The organism is Phytohabitans sp. LJ34, from assembly GCF_052068095.1.
Taxonomy (GTDB): domain Bacteria; phylum Actinomycetota; class Actinomycetes; order Mycobacteriales; family Micromonosporaceae; genus Phytohabitans.
This window is the reverse complement of the sequence record NZ_JBQHDG010000009.1, coordinates 146,080-170,955: the sequence shown is the minus strand read 5'-3', so window position 1 is coordinate 170,955 and position 24,876 is coordinate 146,080. Positions and strand designations below refer to the sequence as shown.

The 24,876-nt window shown below is 71.3% G+C and carries 22 protein-coding genes; 10 read left to right on the top strand and 12 right to left on the bottom strand.

Translation table 11 applies throughout. From position 1 onward, the window contains the following. Positions 1 to 263: 263 nt before the first annotated feature. Genes ACTMTJ_RS18165 through ACTMTJ_RS18155 form a run of 3 tightly spaced genes read right to left on the bottom strand, consistent with a single transcriptional unit; the run spans position 264 to position 3,617 of the window. A complete protein-coding gene (locus ACTMTJ_RS18165; RefSeq protein WP_441218001.1) occupies positions 264 to 1,916 on the bottom strand; it encodes an ATP-binding cassette domain-containing protein in 1,653 nt (550 codons plus the stop codon). Positions 1,917 to 1,933: 17 nt separating this feature from the next. After that, complete coding sequence (locus ACTMTJ_RS18160; protein ID WP_441217999.1) at positions 1,934 to 3,043, bottom strand: XdhC family protein; 1,110 nt, start codon at positions 3,041 to 3,043, stop codon at positions 1,934 to 1,936. Next, positions 3,036 to 3,617, bottom strand: coding sequence for a nucleotidyltransferase family protein (locus ACTMTJ_RS18155; protein ID WP_441217997.1), 582 nt, complete (start codon positions 3,615 to 3,617; stop codon positions 3,036 to 3,038). The genes ACTMTJ_RS18160 and ACTMTJ_RS18155 overlap by 8 nt, the downstream gene beginning before the upstream one ends. Before the next feature lie 11 nt (positions 3,618 to 3,628). Here ACTMTJ_RS18155 and ACTMTJ_RS18150 point away from each other — a divergent pair, with 11 nt between their 5' ends. Continuing rightward, positions 3,629 to 4,765 (top strand): epoxide hydrolase family protein, encoded by a 1,137-nt coding sequence (locus ACTMTJ_RS18150; protein WP_441217995.1) that lies wholly within the window; start codon positions 3,629 to 3,631, stop codon positions 4,763 to 4,765. A 178-nt stretch (positions 4,766 to 4,943) separates the two neighbouring features. Here the strand turns inward: ACTMTJ_RS18150 and ACTMTJ_RS18145 are convergent, their stop codons facing one another. Then, the gene (locus ACTMTJ_RS18145; RefSeq protein ID WP_441217993.1) at positions 4,944 to 5,207 is read right to left on the bottom strand and encodes a hypothetical protein; all 264 of its coding nucleotides are present in this window, start codon (positions 5,205 to 5,207) and stop codon (positions 4,944 to 4,946) included. Between the two features lie 50 nt (positions 5,208 to 5,257). Between ACTMTJ_RS18145 and ACTMTJ_RS18140 the strand changes: the two genes are divergently transcribed. The 5 genes from ACTMTJ_RS18140 (at position 5,258) to ACTMTJ_RS18120 (ending at position 13,103) form a co-directional block, all read left to right on the top strand. Next, positions 5,258 to 5,563 carry a DUF1905 domain-containing protein gene (locus tag ACTMTJ_RS18140; RefSeq protein ID WP_441217991.1) on the top strand — a complete coding sequence of 102 codons (306 nt, stop codon included), beginning with the start codon at positions 5,258 to 5,260 and terminating at the stop codon, positions 5,561 to 5,563. Positions 5,564 to 5,611: 48 nt separating this feature from the next. Further along, positions 5,612 to 7,105, top strand: coding sequence for an amino acid permease (locus tag ACTMTJ_RS18135; RefSeq protein ID WP_441217989.1), 1,494 nt, complete (start codon positions 5,612 to 5,614; stop codon positions 7,103 to 7,105). Between the two features lie 63 nt (positions 7,106 to 7,168). Next, entirely contained in the window at positions 7,169 to 9,274 is a 2,106-nt protein-coding gene (glgX, locus tag ACTMTJ_RS18130) for a glycogen debranching protein GlgX (protein WP_441217987.1), read from the top strand. Then, positions 9,271 to 11,610, top strand: a complete 2,340-nt coding sequence (gene treY / locus ACTMTJ_RS18125) for a malto-oligosyltrehalose synthase (protein ID WP_441217985.1) — start codon at positions 9,271 to 9,273, stop codon at positions 11,608 to 11,610. The genes glgX and treY overlap by 4 nt, the downstream gene beginning before the upstream one ends. Before the next feature lie 71 nt (positions 11,611 to 11,681). Beyond that, positions 11,682 to 13,103, top strand: a complete 1,422-nt coding sequence (locus tag ACTMTJ_RS18120; protein WP_441217983.1) for a DUF3459 domain-containing protein — start codon at positions 11,682 to 11,684, stop codon at positions 13,101 to 13,103. 1,101 nt (positions 13,104 to 14,204) lie between these two features. Here ACTMTJ_RS18120 and ACTMTJ_RS18115 read toward each other — a convergent pair. The 4 genes from ACTMTJ_RS18115 to ACTMTJ_RS18100 are packed head-to-tail and all read right to left on the bottom strand — an operon-like array spanning position 14,205 to position 17,085. Then, positions 14,205 to 15,083 (bottom strand): LLM class flavin-dependent oxidoreductase, encoded by an 879-nt coding sequence (locus ACTMTJ_RS18115; RefSeq protein ID WP_441217981.1) that lies wholly within the window; start codon positions 15,081 to 15,083, stop codon positions 14,205 to 14,207. Positions 15,084 to 15,097: 14 nt separating this feature from the next. Next, on the bottom strand, positions 15,098 to 16,090 hold the full coding sequence (locus ACTMTJ_RS18110) for a reductase (RefSeq protein WP_441217979.1): 993 nt from the start codon (positions 16,088 to 16,090) through the stop codon (positions 15,098 to 15,100). Positions 16,091 to 16,132: 42 nt separating this feature from the next. Then, positions 16,133 to 16,639, bottom strand: a complete 507-nt coding sequence (locus ACTMTJ_RS18105; protein WP_441217977.1) for an N-acetyltransferase family protein — start codon at positions 16,637 to 16,639, stop codon at positions 16,133 to 16,135. An 8-nt stretch (positions 16,640 to 16,647) separates the two neighbouring features. Beyond that, a complete protein-coding gene (locus tag ACTMTJ_RS18100; protein WP_441217975.1) occupies positions 16,648 to 17,085 on the bottom strand; it encodes a DUF3307 domain-containing protein in 438 nt (145 codons plus the stop codon). A 113-nt stretch (positions 17,086 to 17,198) separates the two neighbouring features. On the opposite strand from ACTMTJ_RS18100, the gene ACTMTJ_RS18095 reads away from it, so the two are divergent. Then, complete coding sequence (locus tag ACTMTJ_RS18095) at positions 17,199 to 18,623, top strand: Nramp family divalent metal transporter (RefSeq protein WP_441217973.1); 1,425 nt, start codon at positions 17,199 to 17,201, stop codon at positions 18,621 to 18,623. A gap of 58 nt (positions 18,624 to 18,681) precedes the next feature. Here the strand turns inward: ACTMTJ_RS18095 and ACTMTJ_RS18090 are convergent, their stop codons facing one another. Continuing rightward, the gene (locus tag ACTMTJ_RS18090; protein WP_441218236.1) at positions 18,682 to 18,909 is read right to left on the bottom strand and encodes a CPCC family cysteine-rich protein; all 228 of its coding nucleotides are present in this window, start codon (positions 18,907 to 18,909) and stop codon (positions 18,682 to 18,684) included. A 92-nt stretch (positions 18,910 to 19,001) separates the two neighbouring features. Further along, positions 19,002 to 22,028 carry a glycoside hydrolase family 9 protein gene (locus ACTMTJ_RS18085; RefSeq protein ID WP_441217971.1) on the bottom strand — a complete coding sequence of 1,009 codons (3,027 nt, stop codon included), beginning with the start codon at positions 22,026 to 22,028 and terminating at the stop codon, positions 19,002 to 19,004. A 197-nt stretch (positions 22,029 to 22,225) separates the two neighbouring features. Here ACTMTJ_RS18085 and ACTMTJ_RS18080 point away from each other — a divergent pair, with 197 nt between their 5' ends. Together ACTMTJ_RS18080 and ACTMTJ_RS18075 are read left to right on the top strand one after the other, a co-directional pair. Continuing rightward, entirely contained in the window at positions 22,226 to 22,951 is a 726-nt protein-coding gene (locus ACTMTJ_RS18080; protein ID WP_441217969.1) for a PP2C family protein-serine/threonine phosphatase, read from the top strand. A gap of 34 nt (positions 22,952 to 22,985) precedes the next feature. After that, positions 22,986 to 23,672 carry a hypothetical protein gene (locus ACTMTJ_RS18075; RefSeq protein ID WP_441217967.1) on the top strand — a complete coding sequence of 229 codons (687 nt, stop codon included), beginning with the start codon at positions 22,986 to 22,988 and terminating at the stop codon, positions 23,670 to 23,672. A 9-nt stretch (positions 23,673 to 23,681) separates the two neighbouring features. Here the strand turns inward: ACTMTJ_RS18075 and ACTMTJ_RS18070 are convergent, their stop codons facing one another. Then, complete coding sequence (locus tag ACTMTJ_RS18070) at positions 23,682 to 23,945, bottom strand: YciI family protein (protein WP_441217965.1); 264 nt, start codon at positions 23,943 to 23,945, stop codon at positions 23,682 to 23,684. 51 nt (positions 23,946 to 23,996) lie between these two features. Here ACTMTJ_RS18070 and ACTMTJ_RS18065 point away from each other — a divergent pair, with 51 nt between their 5' ends. Next, the gene (locus ACTMTJ_RS18065; RefSeq protein WP_441217963.1) at positions 23,997 to 24,680 is read left to right on the top strand and encodes a Crp/Fnr family transcriptional regulator; all 684 of its coding nucleotides are present in this window, start codon (positions 23,997 to 23,999) and stop codon (positions 24,678 to 24,680) included. On the opposite strand, the gene ACTMTJ_RS18060 is transcribed toward ACTMTJ_RS18065, so the two are convergent. Further along, positions 24,619 to 24,876, bottom strand: a complete 258-nt coding sequence (locus tag ACTMTJ_RS18060; RefSeq protein WP_441217961.1) for a UBP-type zinc finger domain-containing protein — start codon at positions 24,874 to 24,876, stop codon at positions 24,619 to 24,621. The genes ACTMTJ_RS18065 and ACTMTJ_RS18060 overlap by 62 nt on opposite strands.

Here is a 24,876-nt window from a genome sequence, read left to right as displayed (position 1 = left end):
ACACTTTCCGGAAACATACCGGTAACTGCGGCGCCACCCGAACGGCCACCACCATGGGGCCTAGCTGCTCAAACGGCTCAAATTCCGTAACTGTTGCGGTAGTGATCAGTCCTCGACGTATGCCGCCGCTTGTAGGGTGAACAGCTCCGCGTACAGGCCGCCCAGTGCCATCAGGGTCTCGTGGTCGCCGGCCTCGACCACCGTGCCGGCGTCGAGCACGTAGATGCGGTCGGCCGAGCGGACGCTGGAGAAGCGGTGCGAGATCAGCAGTACGGTGCGGCCGGCCAGCAGGGTGCGGATGCGTTCGAAGAGCTCCTGCTCGGCGCGCGCGTCGAGTGAGGCGGTCGGCTCTCGAGGATGATGAACGGCGCGCCGCGGAAGAACGCGCGGGCCAGCGCTATCCGCTGCCACTGCCCCACCGAGAGGTCGGTGCCGCCGATGAACTCGGGGCCGAGCTGCGTGGCGTACCCCTTGGGCAGCTCCTCGACGAAGCGGTCGGCGCCGGCCTGGCCGGCGGCGGCCTGGATGGCCTCCAGGTCGTGCGCGAGGGCGACCCGCCCGAGGCCGATGTTGTCGGCGGCGGTGAGGTGAAAGCGTTCGAAGTCCTGGAAGATGACGGCCACGTGTTCGCGCCAGCCATCCGGGTCCACAGTGGACATGTCGGTACCGTCCCAGCGGATGGTGCCGCCGTCCGGGCGGTAGAGGCCGGCCAGCAGCTTCGCGAGGGTGGTCTTGCCGGAGCCGTTTTCGCCGACGAGCGCGACCACCTCGCCGGCCGCCACCTCCAGCGACACCCCGCGCAGCGCGGGCTCGGTCGAGGTCGGATAGCTGAACGTCACGTCCTCGGCGGTCAGGCGGGCGAAGCCGGTCGGGGCCGTGCCCGTGGGCAGCGCCTGCCGCACCCGCGGGAGCAGCGCGGTGAAGGCCAGATAGTCGTCCAGGTACCGCCCCGACTCGGTCAGCGCGCCCGCCGACCACCCGGCCTCGGCCAGGCGACCGCCGACCAGCGCCACACCGGCCACCGCGATGCCGGCGGAGGCGAGCGGCACGGTGCCGCGCAGTGAGAGCCAGGCGACGGTGAACAACGTGGCGGCGAGCAGCGCGCCGATCATCAGGTTGGCGCCGAGCGTCACGAGGAGCTGGCGGCGGGCCACCTTCTTGAGTTCGGTGATCCGCTCCGTGTACAGCTGGTCGTGGCGGCGGCGCAGGTGCGCGGCCAGGCCGAAAGCGCGGACCTCCTTGGCCGAGTTTCGGCTTTGCAGCAGGCCGGCGAGGTAGTGGCGCTCGCGGTCGCGCGGGGTCATCTTCCAGAAGAACTTGTGGAACGCCTCGCCGCGCCGCGACGCCGCGAACCACGCCGGCAGCACCACGAGCGCGAGCAGCGGGAGCAGCGCGGGCGCGACCGCCACGATCGCGACGAGCGCGGCGACCACGCCGACCAGCGCGCGGAAGAGGCCGGAGAGGCCGAAGATCATGTTGAGTGCCTGGTGGCCGCTGCTCTGGATGCGCTGCACCCGGTTGTGAAACTCGGGCTCATCGAACATCGCCAGGTCGGCCGCGCCGGTGACGTCAAGGACGCGCCCCTCGACGTACCGGCCGACCATCTCGCCGAGGATCTGCTGCCGCTCGCGCTGGAGGGCGGCGGCGAGGGACTGGCCGGCCGCGACCAAGGAGATCGCGATGACCCACGGCAGGATGTCCGAAATGGACCCAGCGCTCGTGACCACGCGCAGCACTTCCTCGAGTGCTGACCGCCCGATCAGTAGCAGCCCGGCGAGGCCGAGGCCGCCCAAGACCTGGAGCGCGGTGGAGAGGATGAGGTCACCGCGGCCGGCGGTCCAGGCGATGGAGAGCGCGTGGCGGGCGAGCCGGGGCAGGTGGCGGAGTCCGACCGGGGGCGGATCGTCCACTCCCATGAAGACCACCATGCGACCTACCCGTGGATCCGCCCGGTCGTCTCCGAAAGGCGCACGCCGCGACCACCCCACCGGCTCGCGATGATCTCGGCGGCGATGCTGACCGCGGTCTCCTCGGGAGTACGCGCCCCGAGGTCGAGCCCGATCGGCGAGGCGAGCCGGGCCAGCGCGTCGGCGCCGACACCCGCCTCACGCAGCCGGTCCAGGCGGTCGTCGTGGGTGCGGCGGGAGCCCATCGCGCCCACGTACGCCAGCGGCATGTCGAGCGCGGCCTGGAGCACCGGCACGTCGAACTTGGGATCGTGGGTCAGCACGCACACCACCGTGCGCTCGTCGATCCGCCCGCCCTCGGCCTCGCCGGCCAGGTAGCGGTGCGGCCAGTCGACGACCACGTCGTCGGCCTCCGGGAAACGCTTGGCCGTCGCGAACACCGGCCGCGCGTCGCACACCGTCACCCGGTAGCCGAGGAAGGCGCCGATCCGCGCCACCGCCGCCGCGAAGTCGATCGCGCCGAACACGATCATGCGGGGCCGCGGCGCGTACGCCCGCACGAGCACGCTCAGCCCGCTGCCGCGGCGCTGGCCGTCGGGTCCATAGTGGAGCATCCCGGTGCGGCCGGCGGCGAGCAGCCCGCGCCCGTCGTCGGTGGCCGCGTCGTCGAGCCGCGGTGAGCCGAGCGTGCCCTCCCGCTCGCCTGGGCCGATCACCAGGTGGCGGCCCAGCCGCTCGGGCGGCCCCTCGACGCAGGTGAGCACCGCGACCGGCACACCCTTGTCGATCGACTCGGCCACCCCCGCCAGCCACGGGAAGCTCTCCCGGTCGACCCGCTCCACGAAGAGCTCGATCGTGCCGCCGCACGTCAGGCCGACGGAGAAGGCGTCGTCGTCGCTCACCCCGTATCGCTGGAGGCGCGGCGGCCCGCCGGCGACGACCTCTTGGCACAGCTCGTAGACCGCGCCCTCGACGCAACCGCCGGAGACGCTGCCGACCGCGGTGCCGTCCGGCCCGACAAGCATCGTCGCACCCGGCGGCCGGGGCGCACTCTTCCACGTGGCGACCACGGTCGCCATCCCCACCGGCTGGCCTTCCCGCCACCAGGGCAGCAGGTCGTCGAGGACGTCACGCATGGGAACCAGTGTGCTCCTCCGGCGTGTCGACGTCACGATCGTCCGCCACGTCGTCGCACGGCACCACCCGCACGGCCGCGCCGTGCGCGGCCAGGTAGGGGCGCGCACCCACGTCGCCGGTCGCGGCCGCCGCCACCCCCGCCCAATGCTCCCGCCCCAGCAGCACCGGATGCCCCCTGCGGGGCCCATAACCCGCCATCACCAGCGCATCGGGCGAGGCCAGCGCCGCGACCCGCCGCACCGCCGCGGGCGTCACCCCAGGAAGATCCACGAGGAGTACGAGCGCCGAGTCCACGCCCAGCGGAAGAGTCGCTCGCAAGCCGGCACCGAGCGAGGAACCCATGCCGCTCGGCCACTCCGGGTTGTCGACCACGATGGCGTTACCGAGCATCGCCTCGGCGCGCACCCGGTCGGCCGCCGCGCCAAGCACCACCACCACCGGATCGCACCCGCCCTCGCGCAGCGTCTCCGCGGCCCGCTCCACGAACAGGCGCCCACCGTGGCGGGCGAGGGCCTTGGGCATCCCGTACCGCCGGCCGGCTCCCGCGGCGAGCAACACCCCCGCGACGGTCATCGGCCTACTGTATGCCGGTGGAGAAGTTCGAGATCGACATCGACGAGGCTGTCATCACCGACCTGCGCGACCGCCTCCGCCGCACCCGGTGGCCCGAGCCCGCACCGGGTGAGCCGTGGTCGCAGGGCACCGACGACCAGTACCTGCGTGACCTGCTCGCCTACTGGACGGACGGCTACGACTGGCGGGCCCAGGAACGCGAGCTCAACCGCTTCGCCCACTTCCGCACCACCCTCGACGACGCACAAGTCCACTTCGTCCACGCCCGCGCCGCCGGCGGTGACGGCATCCCGCTCATCCTCACGAACGGCTGGCCCAGCACCTTCGCCGAGCTGCTCCCGCTGGTGCCGCTGCTCACCGACCCGGCGGCGCACGGCATCGACGGGCCGGCGTTCGACCTGGTGCTCCCCTCGCTGCCCGGCTACGGCTTCTCGCCGCGCCCGGCGCGCACCGGCGTCACGTACCCCTATGTGGCGAGCCTGTGGCACCGGCTGATGCGCGAGCTGGGATACGAGCGCTACGCCGCCGGCGGGAGCGACTTCGGCGCGGGCGTCGCCACGTACATGGGGCTCGTCGACCCGGAGCCGCTCATCGGCCTGCACTTCAGCACGCCCGAGATCCCGCCGTACACCGGCCCCGGCTCCCGCCCGCTCTCCGACGCCGAACGCGCCTACCGCGAGGGGTACGCCCGGTGGGCGCTCACCGAGCGCGGCTACAGCGAGATCCAGTCGACCAAGCCACAGACCCTCGGGTACGGCCTGGCCGACTCCCCCGCCGGACTAGCCGCCTGGATCCTGGAGAAGTGGCGCACCTGGTCCGACCCGCGCGCCGACATCTCCCGCGACCTGCTGCTGAACACGGTCACGCTGTACTGGGTCACCGGGACGATCACGTCCTCGATGCGCGACTACTACGACAACCGCTGGTTTCGCGAGCCACTCGGCCCCGACGACTTCGTGGCGGTGCCGACGGGCTTCGCGTGGTTCGGCCACCACATGGCCGACGAGGGCGACATGCCCCGCGAGTGGATGGAACGCCTCTTCGCCATCCAGCGCTGGACCCCCATGCCCCTCGGCGGCCACTTCGCGGCCGCCGAGGTCCCGGAGCTGCTGGCTGGAGACATCGCGGCGTTCTTCGGCTCGCTCTAGAGACCTTTTCGGAGTCAGGGTTCGCGGGCCCAGCCACAACGCACGGTCAAATCCGAGGCAGGATTTTTCCCAGGTCCGCGTCAGCGGTGGACCGTGTGCTACTGGCACGGACGTGGGCATATCTGTTTTCAGAAACTCACGACGGGGAAGCACCCGACCCGGCGAGGCTTCCAGCCGCTCAGATCAGCTGGTACAGCACGACGGCGAGCAGGCCCAGCCCCACGACGACCAGCGCGACGGTCCGTCGCCAGCTGCGCCGCGGGGCGGTGGTCATGTAGTCGGCCAGCTGCTCGTACGCCTGCACGCCGCCGGCGGGCGAGAGCGAGCTGGTGTACTTCACCTCCGGCACCGGCTGCGGCGGCGACACGTCCTGCTCGCTGCCGGTCGGCCGCACGCGCGGCGGCAGCCGGCGGTATCGGCTGCGCCCGGGCTCCTCGTCCACGCCCGCCATCGTCGCAGGCGTTGTCACACCTGGGTGCGATGCTGGCGTCCGTGATCGTGGATTTCGAGGCCGAGCTGTGGATCTGGGACGCCCGGCGGGACGACAGCTGGACCTTCGTCACCCTGCCCGTCGACGCCTCCGACGAGATCCGCGACCGCACGGCCGCGACCGGGCCGCGCCGCGGTTTCGGCTCGGTGCGCGTGCGGGTGACGGTCGGCACCACCACGTGGCAGACGTCGATCTTCCCCGACGGCGCCCGCGGTGCGTATGTGCTGCCGATCAAGCGGGCCGTCCGCAAGGCCCAGTCGCTCGAGGAGGGCGACACCGCCACGGTGACGGTCGAGGTTCTCGACTGATCTCGCCCTCGCCCGGCGAAAACCCGCTTCCTCGGGTCAAATGGTGTGATGAGCGTCCTCCGCACCAAGCCGGTCGAGCAGTCCATCCGCGACACCGAAGAGCCGGAGCACCGCCTGCGCAAGGAGCTGTCCGCGCTCGACCTGACCGTGTTCGGTGTCGGCGTGGTGATCGGCACGGGCATCTTCGTGCTCACCGGCGTAGCCGCCAAGACCACGGCGGGGCCGGCGGTGGCGCTGTCCTTCCTGATCGCGGGCGTGGCGTGCGGGCTGGCCGCCCTCTGCTACGCCGAGTTCGCCTCCACGGTGCCGGTCGCGGGCAGCGCGTACACCTTCTCCTACGCGACGCTCGGCGAGCTCGTCGCGTGGATCATCGGCTGGGACCTCATCCTGGAGTTCATCATCGGCGCGGCGGTGGTCGCGGTCGGGTGGTCGCAGTACCTCGGGGTGTTTCTGGAGACCATCGGCCTGGAGCTGCCCACGGCCGTCGCCAGCAGTGAGGACGGCGTGGTCAACCTGCCCGCCATCCTGGTCGTCCTCGTCCTCACCGTGGTGCTGGTGGCCGGCATCAAGCTCTCCTCGCGGGTCAACGAGGTGGTCGTGACGATCAAAGTGGCGGTCGTGCTGTTCGTGATCGTCGCCGGCGCGTTCTTCATCGACTCGGACAACTACCGCCCGTTCGTACCGCCGTCCGAGCCGGCGGCCGACACGTCGGGGCTGCACGCGACGCTCGTCGAGGCCGTGTTCGGCCAGGCGCCGGCCAACTTCGGCGTCAGCGGTGTGTTCGCGGCGGCGGCACTCGTATTCTTCGCTTTCATCGGCTTCGACGTCGTGGCCACCACCGCCGAGGAGACCCGGCATCCGCAGCGCGACCTCCCGCGCGGCATCCTCGGCTCGTTGCTGATCTGCACCACGCTCTACGTCGCGGTGTCGCTCGTCGTGGTCGGCATGCGCAACTACACCGACCTCGACGAGGCGGCGCCGCTGGCGGCCGCGTTCCGGGCCGTGGACAGGCCGTTCTTCGCCAACCTCATCACCGTCGGCGCGCTCGCCGGCCTCACGACCGTGATGATGATCCTCATGCTCGGCCAGAGCCGCGTCGCGTTCGCGATGAGCCGCGACGGGCTCCTGCCCCGCCAGCTGTCGATCGTCCATCCGCGGTTCGGCACCCCGTACCGCATCACGGTCATCGTCGGCGTCGTGGTCGCGGTGCTGGCCGGCATCATCCCGCTGGCCGAGCTCGCCGAGCTGGTCAACATCGGCACGCTCTTCGCCTTCGTCCTGGTCTCGATCGGCGTGGTCGTGCTCCGCCGCACCCGCCCGGACCTGCCGCGCTCCTTCCGGCTCCCGCTGATGCCGCTGATCCCGGTGCTGTCGCTCGTCGCCTGCCTGATGCTGATGTTCTTCCTCACCGTGGAGACCTGGCTGCGCTTCCTGGCCTGGATGCTGCTCGGCTTCATCGTCTACTTCCTCTACAGCCGCCGCCGCAGTCGCCTCGCCGTGGACCGGCGGGCCGCAGCGGATAGCCAGCTTGACCAGGTTTAAACCGTAAATCGAATCACGTGCCTTTGACGATCAAATGCCCAGGCCAGGCCGTACTGTGTGGTTATGCTGGTCTGGCCTGGGCGTCGCTACCCCTTGGGCGCGACGTATGACGGTGTTGGCACCAACTTCGCGCTCTACTCGGAGGTGGCGGAGGCGGTCGAGCTGTGCCTCTTCGACGCCGACGGCACCGAGCAGCGGATCGAGCTGCCCGAGGTGGACGCGTTCGTCTGGCACGTCTTCCTGACCGGTGTGGAGCCGGGCCAGCGCTACGGCTTCCGCGTGCACGGGCCGTACGACCCCGGCCGCGGGCTGCGTTGCAACCCCAACAAGCTGCTCCTCGACCCGTACGCCAAGGCGGTCGACGGCGACGTGCGGTGGGATCCGGCGCTCTACGGGTACGACCTGGAGCACCCCGAGCGGATGTCCGAAGTGGACTCGGCGTCGTTCGTGCCGAAGGCGGTCGTCGTCAACCCGTACTTCGACTGGGGCAACGACCGCCCGCCGCGCACGCCCTACCACGACACGCTCCTCTACGAGGCGCACGTCAAGGGCCTCACCTGGCGGCACCCGGACATCCCCGAGCAGCTGCGCGGCACGTACGCGGGCATCGCACACCCCGTGATGATCGACCACCTCACGCGGCTGGGCGTGACGGCGATCGAGCTGATGCCGGTGCACCAGTTCATCCACGACCACCACCTCGACGAGCGCGGGCTGCGCAACTACTGGGGCTACAACACCATCGGCTACTTCGCGCCCTACCACGGGTACTCCGCGATGGGGCACCTCGGTCAGCAGGTGCAGGAGTTTCGCGGCATGGTGCGGGCGCTGCACGCCGCCGGCATCGAGGTCATCCTCGACGTGGTCTACAACCACACCGCGGAGGGCAACCACCTCGGCCCGACGCTCGGCTTCAAGGGCATCGACAACGCCGCGTACTACCGGCTCGCCGACAACGCGCCGCAGCAGTACATGGACTACACCGGGTGCGGCAACAGCCTCAACATGCGCGGCCCGCAGACGCTCCAGCTCATCATGGACTCGCTGCGGTACTGGGTGCAGGAGATGCACGTCGATGGTTTCCGCTTCGACCTGGCCGCCGCGCTGGCCCGGGAGTTCTACGAGGTCGACCGCCTCTCCACGTTCTTCGAGGTGGTGCAGCAGGACCCGGTGGTGAGCCGGGTGAAGCTCATCGCCGAGCCGTGGGACATCGGGCCGGGCGGCTACCAGGTGGGCAACTTCCCTCCCCTGTGGACGGAGTGGAACGGCAAGTTCCGGGACACCACCCGCGACTTCTGGCGCTCGCAGCCGGTGCTCGCCGAGTTCGCCAGCCGGATCAGCGGGTCGTCCGACCTCTACCAGGACGACGGGCGCCGGCCGTTCCACAGCATCAACTTCGTCACCTGCCACGACGGCTTCACGCTCACCGACCTCGTGTCCTACAACGACAAGCACAACGAGGCGAACGGCGAGGACAACCGCGACGGCGAGAGCTACAACCGCTCGTGGAACTGCGGCGTGGAAGGCGCCACCGACGACGCCGAGGTGCTCGCGCTCCGCGCCCGCCAGCGCCGCAACTTCCTCGCCACGCTGCTGCTCTCCCAGGGCGTGCCGATGATCAGCCACGGTGACGAGCTGGGCCGCACCCAGCGCGGCAACAACAACGTGTACTGCCAGGACAACGAGTTCTCCTGGGTCGACTGGGAGGACGTGGACGAGCAGCTGCTGGAGTTCGTCCGCCACCTGACCGCGTTCCGGGCCCGCCACAAGGTCTTCCGGCGCCGGCGCTTCTTCACCGGCGACCTGGTCAAGTCGCGCAGCGCGTCCACGCCGGTCGCCGACATGGAGTGGTTCGCCCCGGACGGGCGGCAGATGCAGGGCACCGACTGGGACAGCGACGTCGGCGCGCTGGCCGTCTTCGTCAACGGCGAGGGCATCCGCGAGCGCGGCCGGTACGGCGAGCGGCAGTGCGACAACTCCTTCCTGCTCTGCTTCAACGGCCACCACGAGCCGGTCGAGTTCGTGCTGCCGCCGGAGGAGTACGGCGAGAAGTGGCAGACGGTCATCGACACCACGGAAGGCGCGCCGCTCAGCCCGGAGACCCTGGGCGCCGGCGCGCGGGTGCGCGTGCCCGAGCGGTCGCTGCTGGTGCTGGACAGAGCGCTATGACCCAGCGGCCGCGCCCCGAGGCCGGCAAGGTCCGGCCCGAGGAGCGAAGCGACGAGGGCGGCCCGCGCCGGCAGCTCGGGGCGCTTCGCGAGCGAAGCGAGCGCGGCCAGCAGAGCCCCACGTACCGCGTCCAGGTGCGGCCCGACTTCGACCTGCTCCAGACCGCGGAGCTGGTCGACTACCTCGCCACGCTCGGCGTCGGCCAGCTCTACACCGCGCCGCTGCTCGCCGCCGCGCCCGGCTCCGCGCACGGGTACGACGTCGTGGACCACTCCCGCGTCAACCCGGAGCTGGGCGGGCCGGCGGCGCTCGACCGGCTGCGCGAGGCGCTGCACGCGAAGGGCCTCGGCCTCGTCGTCGACATCGTGCCCAACCACGCCGGCGTCGCGGTGCCGTCGGTCAACCCGGCGTGGTGGGACGTACTGCGGCGGGGGCAGGCCTCGCCGTACGCGCGGTGGTTCGACATCGACTGGGAGCGCGGGCGGATCCGCCTCCCGGTGCTCGCCGACGACCCCGCCGCGCTCGACGACCTCAAGGTGGTCGGCGACGAGCTGGTGTACCAGGAGCAGTGCTTCCCGATCGCGGACGGCACCGGCGGCGGTGAGCCGCGCGAGGTGCACGACCGCCAGCACTACCGGCTCGTCTCGTGGCGGATAGGGCCGAGCTACCGGCGCTTCTTCGCGGTGTCCACATTGGTCGGCCTGCGCGTGGAGGACCCGGAAGTGTTCGACGCCACGCACGCCGAGATCCTTCGCTGGCAGGCCGACGGCATCCGGGTCGACCACCCGGACGGGCTCCGCGACCCGGGCTCCTACCTGGCCAGGCTGCGCGCGGCGGCACCGTCCGCGTGGCTGCTGGCGGAGAAGATCCTGGAACCGGGCGAGCGGCTCCCCCGCTCCTGGCCGGTGGACGGCACCACGGGATACGACACGCTGGGCGAGGTCTGTGGGCTCTTCGTCGACCCGGAGGGTGAGGATACGCTCAGCCGCCTCGCCGGGAGCGCGAAGTGGGCCGACGTCGCGCACCGGTCCAAAGTGGAGGTCGCGACCACGCTGCTGGCCGCGGAGCGGGACCGGCTGGCCCGGCTCGCACCGGAGATCCCGCGGGCCGCGGACGCGCTCGCCGAGCTGGCCGCCTGCTTCGAGGTCTACCGCTCGTACCTGCCCAGCGGCGCGCGCCACCTGGCCGCCGCGCGGGTCGAGGCCGGCCACCGGCGTCCCGACCTGACCGAGGCGCTGGAGGCGGTCACCGCCCGGCTCGGCGACCCCGAAGACGAGCTGGCGGTGCGCTTCCAGCAGTACACCGGCGCGGTGATGGCCAAGGGCGTCGAGGACACCGCGTACTACCGGTACACCCGCTTCGTGGCGCTCAACGAGGTGGGCGGCGACCCGAGCCGCTTCGGCGTGACGCCGGAGGCGTTCCACCGCGCGGCCGCCGTGCGCGAACGGGACTGTCCACACTCGATGACCACGCTGTCCACACACGACACCAAGCGTTCCGAGGACGTCCGCGCGCGCCTGGCGGTACTCGCGGAAATGCCGTCGGAATGGGCGGCGACGCTGCGCCGCTGGACGGAGGCGGCGCCGCTCCCAGACGCGTCTTTGGCGCTTCTGCTCTGGCAGACGCTGGCCGGCGCCTGGCCGATCGAGCGGGAGCGCTTCCACGCCTACATGGAGAAGGCGGCCCGCGAGGCGGCCGTCTCGACCAGCTGGCAGGATCCGGACCGCGACTTCGAGGCGGCGATGCACGCCGCGGTCGACCGCGCGTACGACGACGAAGGGCTGCGCGCCGACATCGGGGCGTTCGTCAAGAGCATCACGCCGCACGGCTGGTCCAACTCGCTCGGCCAAAAGCTCGTGCAGCTCGCGATGCCGGGCGTGCCGGACACGTACCAGGGCACCGAGCTGTGGGACAACTCGCTGGTCGACCCGGACAACCGGCGGCCCGTCGACTTCGGCACGCGGCGCGACCTCCTCGCCCGCCTCGACGCCGGCTGGCTCCCCCCGGTGGACGGGACCGGCGCGGCCAAGCTGCTCGTGACAAGCCGCGTGCTGCGGGCCCGGCGCGATCACCCGTTCACCGGCTACTCACCGGTATCGGTGGAAGGGCCCGCGGCCGAGCACGCGGTGGCGTTCGACCGGGGCGGCGTTGTGGCGGTAGCCACCAGGTTGCCGGTCAGGTTGGCATTTCGCGGGGGCTGGGGCGAGTCTAAGCTGGCTTTGGCTCCAGGGCGCTGGACCGACGCGTTGACGGGACGCACGTGGCAGGCCCGGCGGGTGCCGTTGTCCGAAGTGCTGTCCGCCTACCCAGTAGCTCTCTTGGTGGCTGCCACATGATGACGCGATTCAGTGTGTGGGCGCCGGAGGCCTCGCGGCTCCGCGTGCGCATCGGAGGAAAAGACCATCCCATGGCGCTCGACGCCGGTGGGTGGTGGCGCACCAACGTCGCTTGCGCCGCGCACGGCACCGACTACATGTACCTGCTCGACGACTCCGACGAGCCGCTGCCCGACCCGCGCTCGCGCTGGCAGCCCTACGGCGTGCACGGCCCGAGCCGCACGTACGACCACGCCGCCTTCCCGTGGACCGACGACGAGTGGACCGGGCGCGACCTGCCCGGCGGTGTCATCTACTCGGTGCGGGTGGGCGCTTTCACCCCGGACGGCACGTTCGACGCGGCGATCGCCCGTCTCGACCACCTTGCCGACCTCGGCATCGACGCGGTCGAGCTGCACCCGGTCAACATCGAGCGCGGCTCGGGCCACCACAGCGCCTGCTGGTACACGCCACACCCGTCCTACGGCGGGCCGGACGGGTTGAAGCGCTTCGTCGACGCCTGCCACGCGCGCGGCATCGCGGTGGTGCTCGACCTGGCTTACGACCACCTCCAGCCCGGCGCCGGCACCCACCGCATCGGCCCCTACCTGGCCGAGGTGGCCAACACGTGGGGCCACACGCTCGCGCTCGACGGCCCGCACGGCGCCGGCATGCGCAGCTTCATCACCGACAACGTGCTGATGTGGCTGCGTGACTACCACGCCGACGGCGTGCGCCTCGACGCCGCACACACGCTCATCGACCGCGACGCGCTGCTGCTCGTCGACGAGCTGTCCACCGCGGTGTCCGCGCTCTCCATCAGCCTGGGCCGTCCGCTCGCGCTGATCGCCGGCTCGGGCCTGGCCGGTGCCCGCTTCATCCCCGGCCCCGGCGCCGACCTGGCCGACCTGCTTGCCCCGTCCCCGGGCGGCGCGGCCGGCATCACCGCACTCGACCGCGACTACGGCGCCGAGTTCGGGTCGCTGGAGCAGCTGTTCGGCATCCTGCGCGCCGGCTTCTCCACGGTGCTGAGCACCGACCGCCCCACCGCCGCCCTCTCCCCCGGCCTGCTGCGCATCGGTGCGACGCTGCTGCTCACCGCGCCCTCCACGCCGGTGCTCCAGATGGGCGAGGAGTGGGCCGCCCGGATGCCCACCCCGCCGGAGTGGGGCGGAGTCAGCGCCCTCGACTGGTCCGAGCTCGACAAGGCCGAGCACCGCGACATGCTCGACCTCCACCACCGCCTGATCGCGCTCCGCGAGAGCCAGCCCGACCTGGCCAAACCGGTGCTGAAGCGGAGCGAGGTCTGGCACGGCGGCAGCTTCCTGGCCATCCGCCGCGGCACCTGCGTGGTCGTCGCCAACCTGCGCCGCACCCCGCAGAGGATCAACCTGCACGGCACCGCACGTACGGTGCTGGCCGCGACCGAGCCGGGCCTGGCGCTCGCACACGACGCCGCCGACCTACCGGGCGAGTCGGCCGCGGTGATCGCCTGCTGCCGCTTCGACCGCTGACCCATGCCTCCACCTGACGCGGCCTAAAACCTCGCTCTGAAAACAGCTTTGGGCTACCGCGATGTCCGTCGTGGTCGCTCTCCGTTGCTCCCGCGGCCTCACCCGTCCGCTGTTGGTCGCGCTTTCCCTTTTGCCTTCGGCGGATGCGCGGCCCGCGGTGCAGGGGTGTTTGTCCACAATGCCTGTTGCCGGACAGGCATTGTGGAGGCTTCGCCGCCCTGAGTCACCGCCGCCGCCGTGCGCGCGGCCCAAGACTCGAGATCTAGGAGAGTTAAGGGGCCATAACGACCCAAATTCTCCTAGATCTCGAAGTTTCTCACCTGAGCCCGCTGGCGCTGCGTCACAGACGGTGGCCGGCCCGTCCTGTGCGGGCAGGAAATCCATGTAGTGCCGTCGGCCCTTGCCGGTCCTGTCATCCGCGCGTCTCCGAATGCCCAGGTGAGCACCTGATCGACTTGGGTACAGGCCGCTGCTCCCGCGACCTCACCGGTCCGCTGTTGGTTGCGGTTACTGCTGCGCCTCCGGCGGGGCCTCGGGCTCCGGCCGGGCCGTCCCCGGCTTGTTTCACGTTCTTGGGTGGGTGGTTGCGGTGCGAGCCGTGCCGGGCTTCGCACGCTGGCGGCGGCTTCGGGGTGGCCCGGCCTCGGCGCGGGGTCATGATCGATGTGGTTGATATTTATGCATCGTCTGGAAGTAGATCTAGAACACTTTTGGTTGCCCCTTCGACCCCAAGTGTTCTAGATCCACTTGTGGCGTCTCTTGCCACTCACCCAGGAAGCGACAAATGGTCTATAGGTGCCGCGTAGGCGCCCTGTGGTGAGCTATGGATCGCATGGTTATGCGCTGTCTAGCATTTCTGCGGACGACGAGCAGACCAGCGCGGCCTAGCCGGATCCCAAACTCGGTCCCGCGGCTGGCGACGCTTCGTCGGGATGCCGGCGGTGGCCGCTGATTTTGTCCCGCGCAGCTGGCATCCACGTCGCGGAGAGGTTGCCGCCGGGGCAGCCGTGACCAACGGCGGATGGGTGAGGCCGCGGGAGCGACGGTCTGGACCACGACGGACGTCGCGGTAGCTCGAATGGCTATCTAGGTTGTGGGGTCCTACGGGACCAGGGGGCGGACGTCTTCGGCGACGAAGCGGACGAAGGCCTCCGGGTCGGGGTCGTCGGCGGTGGGCTGGAGGATGACGGTGTCGGCGCCGGCCTCGACCCAGGCGTGGATGGCCTCGGCGAACTGCTCGGCGCCGCCGGCGATGCTGCGGCCCTCGATCGTGTCGTAGCCCCACTTCACGCGCTCGGCCTCCAGGCGGGCGGCCGCCGTGGGGCCGGTCGCGGCGTGCACGTACGCGACGATGGTGTGCGGGTCGTCGGCGCCCTGGGCGCGGCGGGCGCGGCCCTCGTCGACGAGCGCGCGGGCCCGGCGCAGCTCGTCGGGGCTCTTGCCCCCGTCGACGATCGTGCCGTCGGCGACCTCGCCGCAGAGGCGCAGCGAGTTGGGGCCGGTGGCGCCGGCGAAGATGGGCGGCGTCGCGAGTGGCGGCATGTCTAGCTTGACGCCGTCGAGCGTCACGTAGCGGCCCTTGGTGGTGACCCGCTCGCCGGAGAGCAGGGCGCGCAGCGCGTTGGCGTACTCGCGGAGGAGGGTGACCGGCGACTCGACCCGCGCGCCGACCTGGCCCATCCAATCCTGCACGCCGTGGCCGATGCCGACCAGCGCGCGGCCGGGGAAGTAGCGGTCGAGCGCGGCCATCTCCATCGCGGTCAGCGCGACGTTGCGCAGCGGGACGGGCAGCAGGCCGACGCCGACCCGCAACCGCTCGGTCCAGCCCAGGGTGGCGGCCATGCTGGCGATGCCGCCCTCGAGGAAGCAGTCTTCCCAGAGCCAGAGCTCCTCCAGCCCCGCCTGGTCGGCAGCCTTGGCCACGGAACGCAGGCGCTCCGGCGGGTTGTAGGGCAGGTATACGGCGCCGAGTGTCGTCATGCCGCGATCCTGCCTCACGCCTCCGACAGAGCGGCGATCAATTCCCGCTCGCGGTCCGTGGTCAGGCCGGCCTTGCGGGTGCGGTCGAGGCCCTGCTCGCGTTCCCAGGCGAGGGTGTCGGCCACGACCTGCTCGCGCGGGCGGTGCCGCAAGCCGGCGGCGACCGCGGCGGCGCCGCTGCGCGCGTTGAACGCCTCCCAGCCGGGCGACGCGATCCACATGGGCAGGGACTCGTCGCCCATCCACTCGGCGACCTCCCGCGACCGCAGCCAGGCCGATTCGGCGGTGACCACCGGGCCGTCGTGGCCGCCGACCGCGCGGGACAGCGCGATCCACTCGCCGAGCGGCACCACCGGGCCGACCGCGTCGAACGTGCCGGTCGTGCCGGCCTCGGCGGCGTCGATCAGCCACGCGGTCAGGTCGCGCACGTCGACCACCTGCGTCGCCTGGTCGGGCGCGTCGGGCACGAGCAGCGGTGCCTGCGGGGCGCGGGCGGCGCGGGCCACCCAGTAGCCGGTGCGGCCGGTGTGGTCGCCCGGCCCGCCGATGAGCCCTGAGCGGGCGATCAGCAGCCGGTCGCCGACCGCCGCGAGGCAGGCCCGCTCGCAGGCCACCTTCGCCTCGCCGTACAGCTCGCGGTCGACCGTGTCGAGGTCGGTGGGGGGCAGCAGCGCGCCCGACTCGTCCGCGCCGTGGGTGCCGTGGTCGGCGTAGACGTTGCCGGACGAGACGTACGTCCAGTGCCGGGCCCGCGGGGCGAGCGCGTCGAGTGCGCCGCGCACGAAGCCGGGCTGCCACGACACGTCGACGACGGCGTCCCAGTCACGGCCGGCCACCTCGTCGTACGCGCCGGGCGCGCTCCGGTCGGCGGCGACGTGTACCGCGCCCTCGGTCACTCCGCCGCTCTCACCTCGCGCGAGGCACGTCACCGCGTGCCCGCGGGACAGCGCCTCCCGCGCCAGCTCGCGACCCAACCATGCCGTGCCACCCAGGACCAAGATCTCCATAGACCCAGACAACCAGTCGGGTACCGCCGGGCCCAGCCCTGTTCACCCAGAGCGCAAGCGCTCGACCAGGATCTGACCTGGCCATTCGCCCACAGCGAACACATCGGTGGCGGTGAAGCCCTGCCGCTCGTAATAGCGGACCAGCGCGCGGTCGTCGCCGGCGTAGCAGTCCACGCGCAGCTGGCGGGCGCCACGCTGGCGGGCGATGGCGCGGGCGTGGTCGAGCAGCCGGGCGCCGACGCCCCGGCCCGCGTGGGCCCGGCCGGCGACGAGGAGGTTGACGTACAGCTCGGGCTCGGTCGCCGGCGGAACGTAGGGCATCGCCTCACCGACGGCGAGGGCGCCGGCGACCTCCCCGTCGATGCGGGCCAGGTGCAGCCTGCCGGTCTCGGCCCACTCGGTGATCTGGGCGACTCCGCGCGGGTTGGTCGAGCGTGGTTGGGTGCCCCACTGGCCGGTGCGACCGATGCTCACCAGCCAGGCCGTGGCGTCGTCGAGCAGCGCGAGCACGGCGTCGACGTCGTCCGGCCCGCCCGGCGTGATCCGCATACCTCTTTCTACAGCCTCGCGATCAGCAGCGCGGAGACCAGGAGTGAGAACCAATGAAGGGCCTGGTCGGCGACGTACATGCCGCAGACCGGCGAGGTCTGCTCCGCGAACACCGGGGAGCGGGTCAGCCGCAGCAGGTTGCGTACCGGGGTGCGGCGGTCGAGGATCGCATGGCTGACGACGCTGAAGCCGAAGCCGGCGACAAGGCCGGACGCGGAGAGCGGCAGCTCCAGGGTGAGCGCCGTGCCGGCGAGCACCGCGCCGGCGGTGAGGTGGTAGGTCAGCAGGTGGCCGACCATCGCGCGCAGGCCGGCCTGCCCCTTGGCCGCCTTGTTGTCCGCCTGCTTGTCGGTCTGCGCGATGTGGTCGCCGAGCTGGTGCCCGATCAATAACGCGAGAAGGGCCACCCCGAAGGTGGCCTGGAGGGTCAGTTGCTCGGCGCTCATCATGGCATCCTGCGCGACCGCTCAGCTTCGATCAGCGTGGTAGCTGACACTTCTGGGGATTGTGGCAAAGCTCGCCCAGGTTTCGAGTGTCGACCGAGTGGGGACAGGGCGGCATGACACAGACGGCCGCCGATCGATTTCCCACCCGCCACCTGCCCGCGGTGACGGTGCGTGAGCTGCCGGATCCGCCGCGTTCGCCGTGGCGGATCATCGGTCCGGGGGTCGTGGCGGCCGGCGTGGGGCTGGCGTCCGGCGAGTTCGTGCTCTTCCCGTACATCGCGTCGCAGGTCGGGCTGGTCTTCCTGTGGGCCGCGGCGGTCGGCATCATCACCCAGTACTTCCTGAACATGGAGATCGAGCGCTACACGCTCGCGACCGGCGAGACCGCGCTGACCGGGTTCTCCCGTTTCTGGCGTCACTGGGGCCTGGTCTTCGCGATCATGGTGTACTTCGCGAACCTGTGGCCGGGGTGGTCCACCAGCTCGGCCACCATGGTCACGTACATCTTCGGCGGCGACGCCACCTGGATCGCGGTGGGCATGCTGCTGGTCATCGGCGCCACCCTGACCCTCGCGCCGGTGGTCTACGTCGCGCTGGAACGCGTCGAGTTCGTCAAGGTCGCGCTCGTGGTGCTCTTCATCGTGGTGGCGATCGGGTTCGCGATCAGCGCCAGCGCATGGGGCGACCTGCCGGAGACCGTCACGAGCCCGGAGTTTCCGACCGAGCTCGGCTTCGCGCTGATGCTCTCCGCCCTCGTCTTCGCCGGCGCGGGCGGCGGCCAGAACCTCTGCCAGAGCAACTGGATCCGGGACAAGCGCTACGGCATGGGCGCCTACGTGCCCCGCCTGGTCAGCCCGGTCACCGGCGAGGAGGAGGCGGCCGCCGGCGGTGGCGGCTACGTCTTCGAGCCGACCGACGACAACCTCGGCCGCTGGCGCCGCTGGTGGAAGCTGGCCAACCAGGAGCAGCTCGCCACGTTCGTGCTGATCTCGTTCGTGACGATCGTGCTGATGTCGATGCTCTCCTACTCGACCGTCTTCGGCGTGCCCGGCCTGGAAAACGGCGTCTCGTTCCTGGAGGTGGAGGGCGAGAAGCTCAAGGAGCTCGTGGGTGGCTGGTTCGGCACGCTCTTCTGGGTGATCGGGGCGCTGTCGCTCTTCGCCGCCGCGCTGGGCATCGTCGACTACACCAGCCGGCTCGCCGCCGACGTGCTCAAGACGTCATACCTGCCCCGGGCCTCGGAGAGCAAGCTCTACTTCGGACTCGTGTGGGGTCTGGTGGCGATCGGCTGCGGCATCCTGATCGCCGGCTTCGACCAGCCGCTGCCGCTGCTCGTGATCTCCGCCTGCGTCGGCGGGCTGATGATGTTCTTCTACTCGATCCTGCTGCTGGTGCTCAACCGCAAGGTGCTGCCCAGCCAGATCCGGCCGCGCGCCTTCCGGGTCGCGGCTCTGGTGTGGTCGATGGCCCTCTTCGGCGTCTTCTCCGCGCTCACCGTCTGGCAGCAGGGCGACAAGCTGCTCGACTGGCTGCGCTGATCATGGTGACCTGGGCGCGCCCCAAACGCGCCCGGGTCCTCACGACCAAGCCTTGGACCTACACGATCTCGTCGGGGCGCGGCTTGCGCACCACTTCCCGATACTTGGGGTGGCTCGCGCCATACAACGCGAAATTGAGCTTGGCCTCGCCAAGTGTGAGATCGCCGTTGGGACCGCCAACGTCGACGAACGCTCCCGGATCCGCCTGTGCGGCGTCGGTCCAGAAGCAGACCGGGCACGTAGCGCACCCAGTCCGGTAACCACAACATGGACAACGGCTTATCACCGATGCCTGACCCTTACCACCCACGCGCCCTACCCTTTCACGCCACCCGCCCCCGGCGTAACCCGGGGACGGGTGACGGAATGGTCGATCTTTCAGCTACAGGTGGCGCCGTTCAGGGTGAACAGGCCGGGTGACGGGTTGGGTCCGCCGGTCGTCGCGTTGAAGCCGAACGTCTTCGACGCGCCCCGTTCGATGCGGCGATTGTGCGACTGGTTTCGGGCCGTGACCGTAGCGCCGGACTGGGTGGTGTCGGCCAGCCAGGACTGGGTGACCTTCTGTCCACCTAGGAACGCCCAGCGCAGCGCCCAACCGTCGATCGCCGTGGTGCCGGTGTTGGTCACCGTGACCTGCCCGGTGAACCCGCCGGTCCAGGTGCCGTGCACCACGTACGAGACGCGGCAGCGGGTCGCCGGCGCGGGGCCGGCCGCACCCTGGTCGGCCAGGAAAGAGGCCACCCAGGCGAGCGCCGAGTTCCAGTTGATCGCCACCTCGTTGGTCGCGTACGACTCGATGTGGTCGACGTAGCAGAACATCGGCTGGCAACCGTCGAGCAGCTGCTTGGCGTACGGGTCGTCGAGGCTGGCGTTGGCCCCGCCGGCGATCGAACCGGCCGGCGGGTGTGGCAGCGAGGCGTCCGCCTGGTTGGCGAAGATCCGGCTGTGCTGGTTCTGCGACGCCTTCTCGCCCCACCCGGTCACATAGGACTGGTTGAGCGCGTTGCGGCCGAGGATGTAATCGATGCCTTGGACCGCGCCGTCCCGGTACTTCGCCGCGCCGGAGAGGTCGAACGCGGTGGCCAGCACGACCATGTTGTTGAGGATGTTGCTGTTGGCGCCCCAGAAGTAGGCGCCCCGGTTGCCGGGCATCGGCAGGCCGTACGCCTGGCCGGCCTGGATGGTCAGGTACGCGTCCGCGGCGGCGAGCACCGAGGCGCGCAGCCGGTCCCGGTCGGCGGCCGGCAGTCCACTCGGGACGGTGGCCAGGTCGAGGCGGCCGAGCGCGGCGGTGCTGCCCCAGCCGAAGCCGTTCGGGCCGAAGACGTCCGCGCTGGTGTGGTGCGGTGACGCGGTCACGTCCGACAGGTACGGCGCCTCGCCCGTGGTGAGGTACAGCTCGGCGGCCGCCCAGTAGAACTCGTCGCTCACGTCGTTGTCGCTGTAGGTGCCGCCACCGGTGCCGTCGTTCGGGTCCGCGTACACCGCCGGGTTGGCCTTGGCCGCCGCGTACGCCGTCTTCGCCGCGGTCAGCGCCGTGGCCGCGAACGCCGCGTCGTACGGCGCGAAGAGCCGGGCGCCCTGCGCGGCGGTGGCCGCGAGGTTGAGCGTGGCGGCCGTCGACGGCGCGTGCAGCTCGCGCTGCTGCGGGTCGTCCTCCGGCTGCATCGGGATGCCGGTCCAGTTGGCGTCGTGCATCTTGTGGTGCGCCATGCCGGCGAGCGGCCTGCCGGCCGGCACCTGCATGCGCATGAGGAACTCCAGCTCCCACCGGGCCTCGTCGAGCACGTCCGGCACGCCGTTGCCCCGCTCGGGTACCCGCAGGGTGCTGTCGGCCAGGGCCGCGCCCCCGCCGGCGGTCGGGGCGGTCTTGGTCCGCTCGAACGAGCTCAGCAGCTGGGCGGTGGCGATGCCGCCGTTGACGACGTACTTGCCGTGGTCGCCCGCGTCGTACCAGCCGCCACGCACGTCGAGGCGGTAGTCGCAGACGCCGGCCTGGCAGGGCACGTCGGTGTCGCCCTTGTTGGGTGCCACGCCCAGGTGGCCGGCCGGGCGGGCGTACTGCTCACCGATCAGCGCGCCGTCGATCGCGATGCCGCTGCGCTGCGCGTAGAAGAACTGGAGCGAGTCGGATCGGAGCTGCTTGAAGACGTCCGCGGCGATGTCGAACGGGTGGCTCGTCTCGCCGTCGGCGGTCAGCGTGTAGCCGGTGCCGGCCGTCGTGAACGAGCCGAAGTCGACGGTGTGCACGTTCTGCCCGGAGGCCTGGTCGGTGCCGCGCGGTGTGGTCTGGCCGCTGGCCACGACCGTGCCGCCGCTGTCCTTGAGCTGCCACGGCAGCGCCTCGGTGGCGGTCGTGACGACCGTCGCGCCCTTGGGGCCGGACGGCAGGTAGCCGACCTGGTTGACCCGCACCCGCGGGCCGGTGTCCGGCACGTACGGCGGCTCCTCTTCGCCGCCGAGCAGCGAGACGTTGTCCAGGCAGAGCGTGTACGCGGCCGCGTTGGCGCCGACCTGGAACACGACCTGCGCCTGCTCGGTGTCGACCGGCGAGGTGAAGGTGAACTCCAGGTGCTGGGTATCGCCGGTCAGCGGCACGTCCCGGCTCAGGAACGCGGTGAACGGGTCCACGCCGAGCTGCACCGCCGCGCGGACGGTGGCGCCCGGCGCCGCGCTCGCGTCGAACGAGAACGTGTACGCGGAGCCGGCCAGCAGCGGGACGTCGTTCTGCCCGATGCCGGCGTCCCACGGGTTGGCCAGGCCGCCGGGCACCTCGGCGCAGAGCCGGCCGTCGGTGACCGCCGTCGAGGTGGTGCCGTACGAGAACCAGCCGGCGGTGCCGTCGTTGAAGTCACCGTTTTCGACCTGCTCGGGGTCCCCGCCGGCGGTGGTCTCGCTGGTCAGCGACACGCCGTCGAGGCAGAACGTGAACGCGTCGGCCGAACCGCCGAGCTGGAAGGTGAAGACACCGTTCGTCGAGTCGATGTTGCCGTCGAACTCGTACACGAAGGTCTGCGGGGTGGCGGTGAGGGCGACCTCGCGGGAGAGGGCCGTGGTGAACGGCGTCTCGTTGAGCTGGACGTTCGCGCGGACGGTGACCGGCGCGGTCGCCGAGGCGGTGAAGGTCAGCCGGTACGCGTCGCCGTCGACCAGCGGGATGTCGCCGTGGCCGATGGCGGCGTCCCACGGGTTGGCCTGGCCGGCCGGCACCTCCGCGCAGAGGCGGCCGTCGACGGCGGAGATCGGGGTGTTCTCGGTGTTCCACCAGGGCGCGGTGCCGGCGTCGAAAGTGCCGTTGTCTATGTGCTCGACCTCTTCGGCGTGGGCCGCGGCGGTGAGTCCGGTGGCGATCAGCACGGCGGCCGCGAGGACCGCGAGGATCTTGGGGGTGGGGCGTCGGGTCACGGCGGATCCCTTCAAGATTGGGAGCGCTCCCATAGGGCACCGATGTTGCCAGCGCGTTTCGCTGATGTCAATCGATGTCTTGGGATGCCGCCCAGTCTCGTAAGGGCCGCCGGAACAAAAAGGAATTTAGCCGCGTAGTGGGCGCGAGCGGTGATCTACTGGAGACATCCAAACGTCGGCCTGGCAGGCTCCCAGCCATGACCCTGAAGCTGCGCTACGCGGCGGTGAGCGATACCGGCCTGATCCGGAGCGCTAACCAGGACTCGGTGCACGCCGGGCCGCGTCTCCTCGCCGTCGCCGACGGCATGGGTGGCATGGCCGCCGGCGACCTCGCCAGCCGCATCGTCATCGAGTCCGTGGCGCCGCTGGACCGGGAGATTCCCGACGACGGGTTGATCGACGCGATGCGCGAAGCGCTCGACACGGCCAACGGCCGCATCCGCGAGGCCGTGGCCGAAGACCCGAGCCGCGACGGGATGGGCACCACGCTCACCGCCGTCCTGTTCACCGGCACCGCCCTGGCGCTGGGGCACGTCGGCGACTCCCGCGCGTACCTGCTCCGCGAGGGCCAACTCCAGCAGATGACCCGGGACGACACGTTCGTGCAGATGCTCGTCGACGAGGGTGTGATCACGCCGGAGCAGGCCAGCCACCACCCCCGGCGGGCGGTGGTCACCCAGGCGCTCCAGGGCGGCGAGGCCAATCCCGCGTACACCTTCATGCGTCCCACCGCCGGCGACCGCTGGCTGCTGTGCAGCGACGGCCTGTCCAATGTGGTCAGCGCGGAGACGATCGGCGAGACGCTGGGCGGATACCCGGAGCCGCTGGAGTGCGCGCGGCGGCTCGTCGACCTGGCGCTGCGGGCCGGCGGCCCGGACAACATCACGGTCGTGATCGCCGACGTGGTCGAAGAAGAGGCGTAGCCCCTGGATGCGCTGAACGGATACCGTTCCGTCCATGCATCCCGGCTCGCCACCGCCGCCCCCAGCACAGGTCGGTGCCACCCTGCCACTCCTCGTCGGCGGCTTGGCCCTGCTGCTGATCGCCGGCATCATCGCCGGCGCGGTGCTCATCTCGTCCAGCCTGGACGACGGCGGCGGCCCCGGGCTGTCGGTGGCGTCCTCGCCGTCCGCCGCCTCACCCGCACCCAGCGACGCGCCGCCCTCCGGGTCGCCGTCCCCGTCGCCCTCTCCGGAGCCGTCCACTTCGGAGGATCCACTGCACGACTCCTGCCTGATCGGCACCTGGCAGGAGACCTCGCACGACTCGGACACCACGATCGACGGTGTGAAGATGCGGCTGCACAGCTGGGGCGCCACCCAGCACTTCAAGGCGAACGGCACACTCACGGTCGACTACGGCGACGGCAACAACGCCCGCGCGAAGGTCAACAACCGCACGTACGAGATGATCCTGTCGGGCATCCTGACGTACAACTGGCAGACCAACCAGGGCCAGATCCTCTACAGCAACGCCAAGGGCCTCGGCACGGTGGTGTACAAGCAGAGCGGCCGCGAAACCGGCCGGTCGTCGCTGAGCGGCTCGATCGACCCCGAGCGGTACACGTGCAGCGGCGACTCCCTGCGCCAGTTCGGCCCGACCTGGACGATCGAGCTGCGGCGGCTCAACACGGCACCGCTGTAAAAGGCGCGTCTAAGCCGGCACGAACGGGTGCCACTCGCGGACGCTGACGACCGCGACGCCCGGCGTCGTGAGGTAAGGGTCGGCCGCGAGCTTGTCGCGCACGGCCTCCTCGTCCGGCAGGTCGAAGACGATCACCGCGCCGGAGTCGTCGGCGAGCGGGCCGGCCATCGGCACCGTGCCCCGCTCGTGCAGGCTGGCCAGCAACCGCCGGTGGGCGGGGCGGGCGGCCAGGCGCTCCTTCGTCGGGGCCAGGCTGAGTTCGACGATCCACATGTTTCGGCACGCTACGGCCGGGGCGGGTCGGGGCGCTGTATCACTGGATACATGACCTTGCTCGGCACGATCCCCGCGTTCGCGGCGCTGTCCGCGGAGGCGCTCGGCGCGCTCTCGGCGGCGAGCCGTCCGGTGTCGTACCCGCCGGGGGCGGTGATCCCGCGCGACGGCGCCGTGCTCCTGCTGCTGAGCGGCGTGGTGGTGGGCGCGCACACGAACTCAGCCGGCGCCGAGGTGTGGCCGGCCCGCTGGGAGGCGCCGGCGATCGTCGACAAGCCGGCCGCGCTCGCGCCCGCCGCCGGCACGCTCGTCGCCGCCACCGCATGCCGCGGCCGGCGCCTGCCGGCGGAGGCTTTCATGCGCCTCCTCGACGACGAGCCGGCGGTACGCCACCATGTGCTCGCCCGCCTCGCCGCGGACGCCGCCGACCTGCGGCAGCGCCTGGCCGAGACGGCGACGGTGCCGGCGCTCGGCCGGGTGGCGGGCTGGCTGCTGGCCACCGGTGCCGGGCCGGGCGAGGTCGCCTGGCGCGGCTCTCAGGAGTCGCTGGCCCGCCTGCTCGGCCTCAGCCGCGTCACGGTCAACCGCGCCCTCCGCCGGCTGACCCGCGCGTCAGCGGTCGCGGTGACGGCCCGAGGGGTCGTCCTGCTCGACCGCGCCGAGCTGGAGTCGATCAGCCCAGCTGCTCGTCCACGAAGCACCAGCGCCAGTCCTCACCGGGCTGGAAGGACTTGATCACCGGGTGGCCGGTGTCGCGGAAATGCGCGCTCGCGTGCTTGGCCGGCGAGGAGTCGCAGCAGCCGACCCGCCCACAGGTGAGGCAGAGCCGCAGGTGCACCCAGTCGCGGTGACCGGCCTCCAGGCAGTCCTGGCAGCCCTCCGTGCTCTGCGGCTCCACCAAGGTGGCCTCGGCGAGGTGCGTACAGGCCAT

What these genes read in the sequence shown, in the direction of transcription:
- ACTMTJ_RS18070 (WP_441217965.1), bottom strand. Translation starts at nt 23,945, where the DNA reads ATGTGGATCGTCGAACTCAGCCTGGCCCCGACGAAGGAGCGCCTGGCC.
- ACTMTJ_RS18120 (WP_441217983.1), top strand. Translation starts at nt 11,682, where the DNA reads ATGGCGCTCGACGCCGGTGGGTGGTGGCGCACCAACGTCGCTTGCGCC.
- ACTMTJ_RS18110 (WP_441217979.1), bottom strand. Translation starts at nt 16,090, where the DNA reads ATGGAGATCTTGGTCCTGGGTGGCACGGCATGGTTGGGTCGCGAGCTG.
- ACTMTJ_RS18115 (WP_441217981.1), bottom strand. Translation starts at nt 15,083, where the DNA reads ATGACGACACTCGGCGCCGTATACCTGCCCTACAACCCGCCGGAGCGC.
- ACTMTJ_RS18075 (WP_441217967.1), top strand. Translation starts at nt 22,986, where the DNA reads ATGCATCCCGGCTCGCCACCGCCGCCCCCAGCACAGGTCGGTGCCACC.
- ACTMTJ_RS18155 (WP_441217997.1), bottom strand. Translation starts at nt 3,617, where the DNA reads ATGACCGTCGCGGGGGTGTTGCTCGCCGCGGGAGCCGGCCGGCGGTAC.
- ACTMTJ_RS18080 (WP_441217969.1), top strand. Translation starts at nt 22,226, where the DNA reads ATGACCCTGAAGCTGCGCTACGCGGCGGTGAGCGATACCGGCCTGATC.
- glgX (WP_441217987.1), top strand. Translation starts at nt 7,169, where the DNA reads ATGCTGGTCTGGCCTGGGCGTCGCTACCCCTTGGGCGCGACGTATGAC.
- ACTMTJ_RS18060 (WP_441217961.1), bottom strand. Translation starts at nt 24,876, where the DNA reads ATGGCCTGTACGCACCTCGCCGAGGCCACCTTGGTGGAGCCGCAGAGC.
- ACTMTJ_RS18095 (WP_441217973.1), top strand. Translation starts at nt 17,199, where the DNA reads ATGACACAGACGGCCGCCGATCGATTTCCCACCCGCCACCTGCCCGCG.
- ACTMTJ_RS18100 (WP_441217975.1), bottom strand. Translation starts at nt 17,085, where the DNA reads ATGAGCGCCGAGCAACTGACCCTCCAGGCCACCTTCGGGGTGGCCCTT.
- ACTMTJ_RS18105 (WP_441217977.1), bottom strand. Translation starts at nt 16,639, where the DNA reads ATGCGGATCACGCCGGGCGGGCCGGACGACGTCGACGCCGTGCTCGCG.
- treY (WP_441217985.1), top strand. Translation starts at nt 9,271, where the DNA reads ATGACCCAGCGGCCGCGCCCCGAGGCCGGCAAGGTCCGGCCCGAGGAG.
- ACTMTJ_RS18150 (WP_441217995.1), top strand. Translation starts at nt 3,629, where the DNA reads ATGCCGGTGGAGAAGTTCGAGATCGACATCGACGAGGCTGTCATCACC.
- ACTMTJ_RS18065 (WP_441217963.1), top strand. Translation starts at nt 23,997, where the DNA reads ATGACCTTGCTCGGCACGATCCCCGCGTTCGCGGCGCTGTCCGCGGAG.
- ACTMTJ_RS18160 (WP_441217999.1), bottom strand. Translation starts at nt 3,043, where the DNA reads ATGCGTGACGTCCTCGACGACCTGCTGCCCTGGTGGCGGGAAGGCCAG.
- ACTMTJ_RS18135 (WP_441217989.1), top strand. Translation starts at nt 5,612, where the DNA reads ATGAGCGTCCTCCGCACCAAGCCGGTCGAGCAGTCCATCCGCGACACC.
- ACTMTJ_RS18165 (WP_441218001.1), bottom strand. Translation starts at nt 1,916, where the DNA reads ATGGGAGTGGACGATCCGCCCCCGGTCGGACTCCGCCACCTGCCCCGG.